The organism is Butyrivibrio sp. INlla14, from assembly GCF_900102515.1.
GTDB lineage: Bacteria > Bacillota > Clostridia > Lachnospirales > Lachnospiraceae > Butyrivibrio.
Genome location: NZ_FMVS01000003.1, coordinates 236,856 through 246,175, shown reverse-complemented (window position 1 = coordinate 246,175; position 9,320 = coordinate 236,856). Strand labels below are relative to the sequence as shown.

Below are 9,320 nucleotides of genomic sequence, written 5' to 3'. Positions count from 1 at the left end.
CCAGAGTTTTTCACACTGAGTCATGCGACTCTAGTGCGCTTATGCGGTATTAACAGTCGTTTCCAACTGTTATCCCCCAGTATGAGGCAGGTTGCCCACGCGTTACTCACCCGTCCGCCACTAAGATTTAACAAGAATCCGCCGAAGCCTCATCAGCGTTAAATCTCCGTTCGACTTGCATGTGTTAGGCACGCCGCCAGCGTTCATCCTGAGCCAGGATCGAACTCTCACGTTTAAAAGTTTGATCTGGCCAGAACTCAAGCTTGGCTTTTTGTTCTGTCCGTTATTTACTAATTTTGTTCTGAATAAATTCTCTTGGAATTTTTCAGGGTTGCATTACTGTTTATTTGTCAAGGTTCTTAGTTGTTGTAGCTCTCAGCCGCAACTCGTTTAGAATAGCATAGCTTTAAGTTTCTGTCAACAACTTTTTTAATTTGTTTGCCGAAGTTTCGATTCGCAGTTACTGGGACAAAGCCTCATCAGTAGGTAACTGCCCTCTCCGCAACGGGCAAAAGTTATTATAGCAAAGCACTTTTCCAAATGCAACATCTTTTTTTAGAAATTTTCAAAAAGTTTATAACCCACTATATATAGGCCGCTAAAGCTGCTTTGACCGCAATTTGTAGTGCGATATTATATGCTTTCTTCAATATTTCAATATCGGTTATGTTCCTTTCAAGTGCATATATTTGAGCAGGGCCAATATATTTGGAAGGCACCTGAAATATATCAAAACTATATTTTGTCCTGGTGAATAGGATTGAGTAGAAGACGGTTGATCTTCTCTCTCGTCTGCGAGCCCTTCATATGAAATACAAAAAACTCCTTAGGAAAATCCTAAGGAGTTATGTGCTAAACGGAGAAAGCGGGATTTGAACCCGCGCACCGCGTGAACGGTCTACACCCTTAGCAGGGGCGCCTCTTCAGCCACTTGAGTATTTCTCCATGCCTGAATCCCTCTACCAATTTGTGGTTTGAATTCTATAGCTTGCATCTGTAAATCATCAGACGCAAATGTAATTATACAAAGGTGCAAAGGCTTTGTCAATTCTTTTATGGTAATTATTTATCGTAAAGATTCGTTCCATCTGAATCTATTACTACTATTACAGGAAAATCTTTTACCTCCAGTCTTCTAATAGCCTCTGTTCCCAGATCATCGTAGGCTATGACTTCTGCCTTAGTAATAGCTTTTGACAATAACGCTCCAGCTCCACCAATGGCTGCAAAATATACTGCTCCATTCCTCATCATTGCATCAATTACTTCTTGTGATCTTTTTCCCTTACCTATCATTCCTGCAAGTCCAAGATCTAACAGCTTGGGCGTATACTTGTCCATTCGACTTGCTGTTGTTGGTCCGGCAGAACCTATAGGACGGCCTTCTCTTGCCGGAGAAGGTCCCATATAATATATGAGATTATTTTTTAACTCTATAGGTAATTTCTCGCCTCTAGTAAGAGCTTCGTCCATTCTCTTATGTGCAGCATCTCTGGCTGTATAAATAGTTCCAGTGATATACACCATATCTCCAGCCTTTAGCTGTTTCATTATATCCATATCTACAGGAGCATTTATCTTTATTTCCATATCGTCCTCAAAAATGCTAGTGTAACTGCCATTTATACTTTTCGAGATAATATAAAATAGCTACACTAGTTGTGTTTTATCCTATGAAATACCTTGTTGAACCTTTAGGTGTTAGCCCTAAAATGGTATACCAGCTTATTCACCTCAAAGCACCTAAATCAGATAACCTTTGATACATGCCGATTCACATGACAACAAATGTTTACAGCTACCGGAAGACCTGCTATGTGGGTAGCGTAGGTATTAATGTTTACAGCAAGGGCCGTAATCTTTCCTCCAAGGCCAGCTGGTCCAATCCCCGTCTCATTGATCTTATCAAGTACCTCTTCTTCCATTTTGCAAACATACTCAATGTCTGAATGTTGGCCTACAGGTCTTGTAAGTGCTTCTTTGGCCATTTCAGCACATTTTTCAAATGTACCCCCTATGCCTACACCTACTACCATAGGTGGACAAGCATTAGGTCCAGCATCCTTAACAGCTTGAACAATAGCATTTTTGACGCCTTCTTCACCATCAGCAGGCTTGAGCATAAACACTCTGCTCATGTTCTCACTTCCAAAGCCTTTGGGCGCACAGGTAATAGATACTTTATCTCCTTGAACGATGTTGTAATGAATAACGGCAGGGGTATTGTCGCCTGTATTCTTACGCATGAGCGGATCTCCAACTACAGATTTTCTGAGATATCCTTCTGTATATCCTTGTCTGACTCCTTCATTAATTGCATCTGTAAGACTGCCGCCAACAAAATGAACTTCCTGCCCAACATTTACGAAAAAAACTGCCATTCCAGTGTCTTGGCATATTGGAATCATATCCTCTTTAGCAATCTTAAGATTTTCCTCAAGTTTAGAAAAAATATTCTTGCCAAGCTCAGACTCTTCCTGTTCCTGTGCTCTTGAAAGTGCAGTTCTCATATCATCCGACAGTGTATGGTTGGCATCAATGCACATTTGCCTAACTATCCCTGTTACTTCAGCAACATCTATTTCGCGCATTCAAAGGTGCTCCTTATAGTTATTGATCTCATCCTAAGATTTCGTTCTTGATTGCTACAAGCTCATCTGCAGAAGGACTTGTAGGCTTCCAGAGTATATGCTGTCCATCATTTTCATATCTTGGAATAATATGCAAATGGAAGTGCATAACTGTCTGTCCTGCTGCCGCACCATTGTTTTGTACAAGATTAAGACCATCGCAGCCAAGTTTGTTTTTAATAGTACCTGCAACTTCCTGTGCAACCTTTACAGCTCCCATCACTGCTTCCTGCGGAATCTCAAAAAGATCTGCATAATGCTTTTTGGGAAGTACCAGCGCATGTCCCTTTGTAGCTGGCCCATTATCAAGGATAACTCTGAAATCATCATCCTCATAAATTGTATTTGATGGTATCTCTCCATTTGCTATTTTACAGAAAATGCAATCACTCATTAGACTATTCCCTCCATATCTTTTCTATTATTAAACATAATGATATTGATCATACCCATGATAAAACCTGCCAGAAATCCACCCAAATGTGCTTGGGTATTAGCCTGAGCTTGGAAAAAGCAGGCTTCTACAACAAACATCAAAAGCAACACGAGCCTTAGTAACATAGACTTATCTTTTGCTAAAGACTTTCTATTAATCACAAGCCATACAACTAAAAATCCTACAATTCCCATAGTGGCGCCACTAGCGCCAAGAGATATTCGATAGTTAGATTTTACTATCTCGTAATACATAGACATAAGATTTCCAGAAAGTCCAGCAATGATGTATAGGAAAAGATATGCCAAATGTCCAAGATAGTGCTCTATTACAGCCCCTACCAATAGCAAAACCATCATATTATTAAAAAGATGATTGATATCCCAGTGCATGAACATAGAAGAAAAAAGTCTGTAATATTCGCTATTTCCAACGACAAGTGCTGTATCCATAGACGCCTTTGCGTTTAAGGAACGCATCACGGTGTTATTTAATGTAAAGAGAATCACATTTATAATGACAAGCGCTAGTGTAACATATGAAGTTTTATAGATTTGCTTCTGTTTTTCATAAAAGGCATCATCTATACCAAATTTATTATCCTGCATATCTATGTTTGAAAGCTGTTATTCAGCCATTAGATCAAATAGCTGATCCATGCTGCGAAGAAGCTTAAAATCTCCCTTCATCTTGATGCTGCCTGCCATAAATGCTCTCTGGAAGGTCATTCTCCCCTCAAGAACATCCTCTAAGACCATCTGATCAGAGGTGATAATAACATCGCAGTCATCGTCATTTCCTACATGGCAATCACATATGCTATTGTCAACGTCTATAATTATAGGCTTAGACTTAGGATTATCCTGCACAATTATCTTGTATTTAGCACGAATCCCAGCTACCGGAGTGAATTTCTTGTTCAGCCGCTTTACATATTCTTCAGTGTTTCCGACACTGCCGTCTTCTTTGCCCATCTTATCTCTAAAGATACTGGCAAGTTCCTGTATATCTTCCTTTTGTGTACGAACATAATTATCATCAGATGCATATTCTGACAGCTGCTCTGATTCCTGAGGTGTAAGATCTATACCTTTTGAAGCTGCAACTTTATTTATCACAGCTTGATTACTCGCGGGAAAGACTGCCATTTTTTGATTAATGGTTCGGTAAATGTTCTCAGTCTTTTTCTCAATTATCTTGGAATACTCGGTGCTGTTCTCAAGCTTGGTTGTGTCAGCTATGTATCCGCACATTCCATCACAAGGAAGTCCCCCTAACATTTCCCATGCTGCTGCCAGGCTCATCATTCCTTCTCGCTCACCATGAGTAGTAGACATGACAACAGGAGCCATGTAAATTTCCTTTATCCTGTCTTTATCCCCATATAGCCAGCAGGCATCCAGAAACTGCATCAGATAGCCTCCTACTCCATACCACTCTACTGTTGACGCAAGTATAATTCCATCTGCGTCCTTGAGTGTATTAGGAAGCGCAGTAATACCATTGCGCTGCTCGTAAAGATTGTATTGCTGAACTTTAACATTTAATTCCTGTAGAACTGCTTCGATCTGTGAGATAACGTACAGAGTAGGATCATCAATGATTCCTCTGCCGCCGTAATAGATATTAATCTTCATGGATACCCCTCCAACCAGTTAAGGGTATTATACCACAATTATAGGGCAAATCACCTACAGTCAAAGCAAATTCTACCGATTCTGACCTCATCCCCCTCTTCAAGTCCTATCTCTTTTTGCGGAGTGATCTTTAGACCATTTCTAAACGTTCCATTTGTTGAATTGAGATCAACGATTGAAATACCGCCTTCCTCATTTTGCATAAATCTGCAGTGAATCCTTGATACACTCATATCATCTAGCACCTCATCAACGCACCCTGCCATTTTTCCTACAGTCAATGGGAGTTTGTCCAATGAAATCCTTATAGTCTTGTCTGTATTTCTACTATATAAAGTAAATGCTTTATCGCTGTCATCTTCCTGAGATAGTACTACTGTTTCTCCCCATGATGACCTTGTGCTTGCAACATATTTTGCCCTTTTGCTATGAGATGTAACATTGACTTTATTCTTGTAGCTGTCGACATCCACATATGTATCAATTGTATCGTCACCACAAAATTCTCCGTAATCTTCAAGCTGATCGCAGGTATCATCTTCATCTATATCTTCCAGGGACTTGATATCCTTTTTGTTTTTCTTTTTCCATGGCAAGCTGACATTTGCATCTTTAAATCCATTGATAAATGCCACAAGACCAGTTACAACAGATACTACAATGACTATTATTGATAATAAATTTTCTTCTCTGGACAAAATGTAATTCATGCGTACATACATCATGATAGCTAAAAGGATCAGAAACAGAATTCCAAATATGATCTGGACCTTGCCACTAGCTTTTTTGCCTTTGTGCTTTCTGATGTCTTCATTCTCTTCTTCCTCATCTTCATCAAGATTAAGTGCTCTATTGTCAAATTCTATAAATTCCTGAGTATCTTGGCTCTGCTCTATTTTCTCAATAGGTTCTTTTATATATCTTTTATCCTCGAGAACCTGTTCAATACAGTCAATGGCAAGCATGCTATCCATCTCCGCTTTCTCAGCGCATGAATATATCATCTCTACAGCTACCTCATCATCATGATCAACCAGTTCCACTAATTCATCGATAAATCCTGCAAAATCTGCCTGTTCCTTTTTGAAAGGGCAATACATGAATTTATATTCACCAGTAGACAGATCAGTAAAAACGCTTTTTGCATCAAGGACTACATTTTCCATGCCAAGCAGATATTCCGATAGGCTCTCTAATGAATTCTTAAGAGATGTCAAAAGCTTCGCAAGCTGTTCTGCATCCATTCCTCTTACAGAAAATCTGTCGCGAATATTCTGCATTGAGTTTATCTCGTAGTATAAATAATTTTCATTGTTTATAGTCCTCATGTTGCATGTCAAAAAACCTGATAGTTTACCTTTTTCCAAGATTCTTGCCTGATAACTTGCAATCTTTTCCCGTGAGTTATTGTCTTGCTGAACTATCAGATAGTTATGCTTTAATTCTCTATAGTATCTGTATTCCATAAATCCTCCTTAGTAGCGATATCCTTAATTCTTTTTACCGTTCTGATATGGTCTGAGTATTTTCTTTTTCTGGCTATGGACTTTGTCTCAATTTCCCAACCTTTTTTGGGTTTTAAAAAAAACCTGCCCATAGCCCCATGGCGAGTTGTGGTTTTTCCTGTAACAGTTATTTCTTTTCCTCGAGTTTCTCCGTCAAATACCGGCCTGGTATTACCAAAGTATTTATTTCCTGCTACTGCCTGACTTTTTTCCACGACAGTTTGCTGCATATCTGCATTCTCGGCTGTAGAAGCACGAAAGGCCAAAATATAACTGTCTTGCGCTAGCACGCATCTTGCGTACATATAATTTGTGAAATATATAATGAGTATAAAAACGCAAATTACCATAGGCACAATGAAAGATGCCTCTACTGTCATATATCCGTGAAGTTTACGCAAACATCACCACCCCCATTCCCAATGTCAAAAAAGGAACAAAGGCAATTTTTGTCTTTCTGTTTCCTTTCCGACACACCAGAATGAAAATTGACAGAATGCTGATTACAAATAGTCCGGTAAAGCAGCCGAGCATCACATGTTCCAAACCAAACACTGGTCCAATTGTCATAAGCATAAGTCCATCTCCATAACCGACCTCTTCTTTTGTGATTCGCCCTATGATCAACATGATTGCTCCAGGCAAAAGAGATAAGAAAGAGTCTGGCAGTCCTTCACCCATATAGAACCTTATACCGGTTGATGATAACGCTAATAGAGCGCAGACTATAATAGCTTTCATCGATATTTCTTTTTTCTTAATATCCTCATATGCTACAAGTAGCATGATTGCAAGGGTTAGTATTTTTATAGTTATCAACATTTTTATCCACATCCACTACAGGGACTTTTTCCTCCTACTTCTGATATTGGTATCGTATAGATTTTTCTTTTTATTCCTGGGCAATCAATCGTTGAATGATACCGTTCTCCATAGTCAGTAATAAAGACATTTCCGCCTGCAACGCCCTGCCCGCAATATTCGCAAGGATAATATTTTGACTGATCCTTATTGCGTTCATTCGCCAATTGTGAGTAGGAAACACTTTTGATGCTTGGCTTAAGATATTTACAGCCAATATCCCTATGATAAACACTTCCATGCTCAGTAACGTATACCATTTCTTCGGTCTGGCTATCCTCAGCGTCACTACCCGTAATGTCATATCCAGTCCAGGCATGGCCATAATATCTTGATTCCACCAGAAACGATCTAAAACCAATCAGGGAAATGATTGGATGCACTTTATAATCAATAACAATGTCAACTATGTCGTTACCCACCATTATCTTTGAAGAGAGCATATTGCTTATGTTTATTCTGTCTGTTACTGCCGTACTTGCGAGTTTGGGATCAAGGCACTTTTTTAGCTGGTAATATACATATCCATTTAGCCCGCCTGTTTCCATAATTCGCAGGGCATCGCTTTCTGGTTCCACCAGTTTCTCTCCCTCTCTCATATCAAAAGCTAGAAGGCAAGCGTCATTGCCTACCTGATGCAGAGTTGCCTCCATCTCAGATTGGACCCTGACTATATCTATAGCTGCGATAATATTTACAAAAAAGAATATGAAAAGAGGCAGTGCAATAGATGCCTCCAGTGTCATAGAAGCAGATAAAGACACTTCTTTAAGAGTTCTGATTGTCTGGAGTATACAGTTATCTTTTATTTCTTTTTTGTGTTTGTGAATTTTGAAAAAAGAAGTGCCCTTAACTCCCCCTATGACACTGTTTGGTGGATTTTTATCTCTCATATCCATAAATTCTCTCTATTCCTACCTCATATCCATATTTGGTGCCCACTTCAAGCTGTGCTCTAAATACATCAACGCAATAATCCAGCTTGAAACCAGCATTTCCTTCTGTTTGCCTTATATCCATTTCCATGATGTCCATCATTCGCTTTGTCTTTTCCAAGTGGTTTGTCATTAGAAGCTTGATCCTCAGATAGTCTTCGTAAAGAAGTCCTTCTTGATTGTCCTGACTGCCCAAATGGTCTCGGAAAGAGAACATATTCGAAAGGCTAAGCTTCCAGGTTTCATCTGATTTAAACAAGGGAACACGGCCTCCGGAAAAGAGAATGTGAAGATCTGAAATAGATTCCGCAAAAGTCCAGGCAAATAAAATTGAGTACTTTATAGCATCGGCAAGCTCTGGAACAAACAGAATCACTGACAAGGCTGTTGCGATTGCTTCGGCCTCTGACACTTTTTCCTGGCAGCTAAAAAGATAGATCATATTTGAAGCCTGTCTCCAAAACAGTAGTGTTTCAGCCATTTTTTCCAGATTGCCATAGTCACTATCAAGGCCATAGATAAGATACTCCAGCTGGTACTTTAACTGGGCCTTATCCATTTCTGCACCGTATCTACTGCATTTTTCATAGTAGTATTGGTCTAAGATCAGCTTCTGCACCGTAGTAATTCCCATTTGATCATCAAGGCCTGTTCCCTTATTAAGATTTCTATGAGAAGCATACTCTGACAAACTGCAGACCGACTCCGAAATACCGGTTTTATCTGGCAAAGCTAGATTCAGTGCCCCTATGCCTCTCTGTGAATTGACCACATCTGCAGGATTGCCAATTGAAATAATTTCCTTTTTTCCATCTTCTTTTTCTATTTCAGGAAGTTCAGTTGAATCTATTATTTTCTGATTCTCACTTGCCATAGCGTCCACATCTGTGGAGTCAAGACCGCCAGACTGAAGGCTGCTGGCATTTGATGAAACTTCTCCCATCAAATACCCAATAGGTTCTCCTGCCATATAAGCTAGTATCTGTCTGTTTAGCACAGCGCCATTGTTATCAGTTGCAACGCTGTAGCCAGATATCTTAACATCTTTGCAGTACATAGCTGTCATAGTCTGGGCATTAAGGATTCCTCCTGCTGTGCTTCTTTCAAAATTTTTTTCTGCATAGTGCCTTAAATGATCCTCTAGATTTTTGATTGATGGATTCCCGGTTCCATAAGATGTATCCACCATCAAAAGTCCGTACTGCTCATATAGTTCTCTGCTGTACTCTGCCAGAACCGAGTTCATAGAGATATCTGCTACGCATTCTGTCTTCATTCTCACAGCACCTATCCTGGCTCCCTGATAGAGAGCCAGT

At 39.6% G+C, this 9,320-nt stretch carries 10 protein-coding genes, 1 tRNA gene and 1 rRNA gene; all 12 read right to left on the bottom strand.

The features are described 5' to 3' along the window. A 16S ribosomal RNA gene (locus BLO53_RS02400) occupies positions 1–235 on the bottom strand; the annotation flags it as partial. Positions 236–857: 622 nt separating this feature from the next. Beyond that, a tRNA-Ser gene (locus BLO53_RS02395) sits at positions 858–945 on the bottom strand. 117 nt (positions 946–1,062) lie between these two features. Then, positions 1,063–1,590: a Fe-S-containing hydro-lyase gene (locus BLO53_RS02390; protein ID WP_092058880.1), complete on the bottom strand. Its 528-nt coding sequence runs from the start codon at positions 1,588–1,590 to the stop codon at positions 1,063–1,065. A gap of 158 nt (positions 1,591–1,748) precedes the next feature. After that, positions 1,749–2,591 (bottom strand): fumarate hydratase, encoded by an 843-nt coding sequence (locus BLO53_RS02385; RefSeq protein ID WP_092058878.1) that lies wholly within the window; start codon positions 2,589–2,591, stop codon positions 1,749–1,751. Between the two features lie 28 nt (positions 2,592–2,619). Beyond that, a complete protein-coding gene (locus tag BLO53_RS02380) occupies positions 2,620–3,024 on the bottom strand; it encodes an HIT family protein (RefSeq protein ID WP_092058876.1) in 405 nt (134 codons plus the stop codon). After that, positions 3,024–3,518 (bottom strand): rhomboid family intramembrane serine protease, encoded by a 495-nt coding sequence (locus BLO53_RS02375; protein WP_176757124.1) that lies wholly within the window; start codon positions 3,516–3,518, stop codon positions 3,024–3,026. The genes BLO53_RS02380 and BLO53_RS02375 overlap by 1 nt, the downstream gene beginning before the upstream one ends. Before the next feature lie 174 nt (positions 3,519–3,692). Next, on the bottom strand, positions 3,693–4,703 hold the full coding sequence (locus BLO53_RS02370) for an SCP2 sterol-binding domain-containing protein (RefSeq protein WP_092058872.1): 1,011 nt from the start codon (positions 4,701–4,703) through the stop codon (positions 3,693–3,695). A gap of 50 nt (positions 4,704–4,753) precedes the next feature. After that, complete coding sequence (locus tag BLO53_RS02365) at positions 4,754–6,169, bottom strand: DUF6382 domain-containing protein (protein WP_092058870.1); 1,416 nt, start codon at positions 6,167–6,169, stop codon at positions 4,754–4,756. Further along, complete coding sequence (locus BLO53_RS19555) at positions 6,142–6,438, bottom strand: hypothetical protein (RefSeq protein WP_242875273.1); 297 nt, start codon at positions 6,436–6,438, stop codon at positions 6,142–6,144. Before BLO53_RS19555 ends, BLO53_RS02365 begins: the two co-directional genes overlap by 28 nt. Positions 6,439–6,601: 163 nt before the next feature. After that, positions 6,602–7,030: a prepilin peptidase gene (locus BLO53_RS02355; protein ID WP_176757123.1), complete on the bottom strand. Its 429-nt coding sequence runs from the start codon at positions 7,028–7,030 to the stop codon at positions 6,602–6,604. A 2-nt stretch (positions 7,031–7,032) separates the two neighbouring features. Continuing rightward, positions 7,033–7,962, bottom strand: coding sequence for a hypothetical protein (locus BLO53_RS02350; protein ID WP_143003194.1), 930 nt, complete (start codon positions 7,960–7,962; stop codon positions 7,033–7,035). After that, on the bottom strand, positions 7,952–9,280 hold the full coding sequence (locus tag BLO53_RS02345; RefSeq protein ID WP_242875275.1) for a DUF5702 domain-containing protein: 1,329 nt from the start codon (positions 9,278–9,280) through the stop codon (positions 7,952–7,954). The genes BLO53_RS02350 and BLO53_RS02345 overlap by 11 nt, the downstream gene beginning before the upstream one ends. Positions 9,281–9,320 lie beyond the last annotated feature (40 nt).

Bases quoted from the DNA above. Each gene is read 5' to 3' on its own strand.
- BLO53_RS02390 (WP_092058880.1), bottom strand. From the start codon at position 1,590: ATGGAAATAAAGATAAATGCTCCTGTAGATATGGATATAATGAAACAG.
- BLO53_RS02385 (WP_092058878.1), bottom strand. From the start codon at position 2,591: ATGCGCGAAATAGATGTTGCTGAAGTAACAGGGATAGTTAGGCAAATG.
- BLO53_RS02380 (WP_092058876.1), bottom strand. From the start codon at position 3,024: ATGAGTGATTGCATTTTCTGTAAAATAGCAAATGGAGAGATACCATCA.
- BLO53_RS02375 (WP_176757124.1), bottom strand. From the start codon at position 3,518: ATGGATACAGCACTTGTCGTTGGAAATAGCGAATATTACAGACTTTTT.
- BLO53_RS02370 (WP_092058872.1), bottom strand. From the start codon at position 4,703: ATGAAGATTAATATCTATTACGGCGGCAGAGGAATCATTGATGATCCT.
- BLO53_RS02365 (WP_092058870.1), bottom strand. From the start codon at position 6,169: ATGGAATACAGATACTATAGAGAATTAAAGCATAACTATCTGATAGTT.
- BLO53_RS19555 (WP_242875273.1), bottom strand. From the start codon at position 6,438: ATGCAGCAAACTGTCGTGGAAAAAAGTCAGGCAGTAGCAGGAAATAAA.
- BLO53_RS02355 (WP_176757123.1), bottom strand. From the start codon at position 7,030: ATGTTGATAACTATAAAAATACTAACCCTTGCAATCATGCTACTTGTA.
- BLO53_RS02350 (WP_143003194.1), bottom strand. From the start codon at position 7,962: ATGAGAGATAAAAATCCACCAAACAGTGTCATAGGGGGAGTTAAGGGC.
- BLO53_RS02345 (WP_242875275.1), bottom strand. From the start codon at position 9,280: ATGAAGACAGAATGCGTAGCAGATATCTCTATGAACTCGGTTCTGGCA.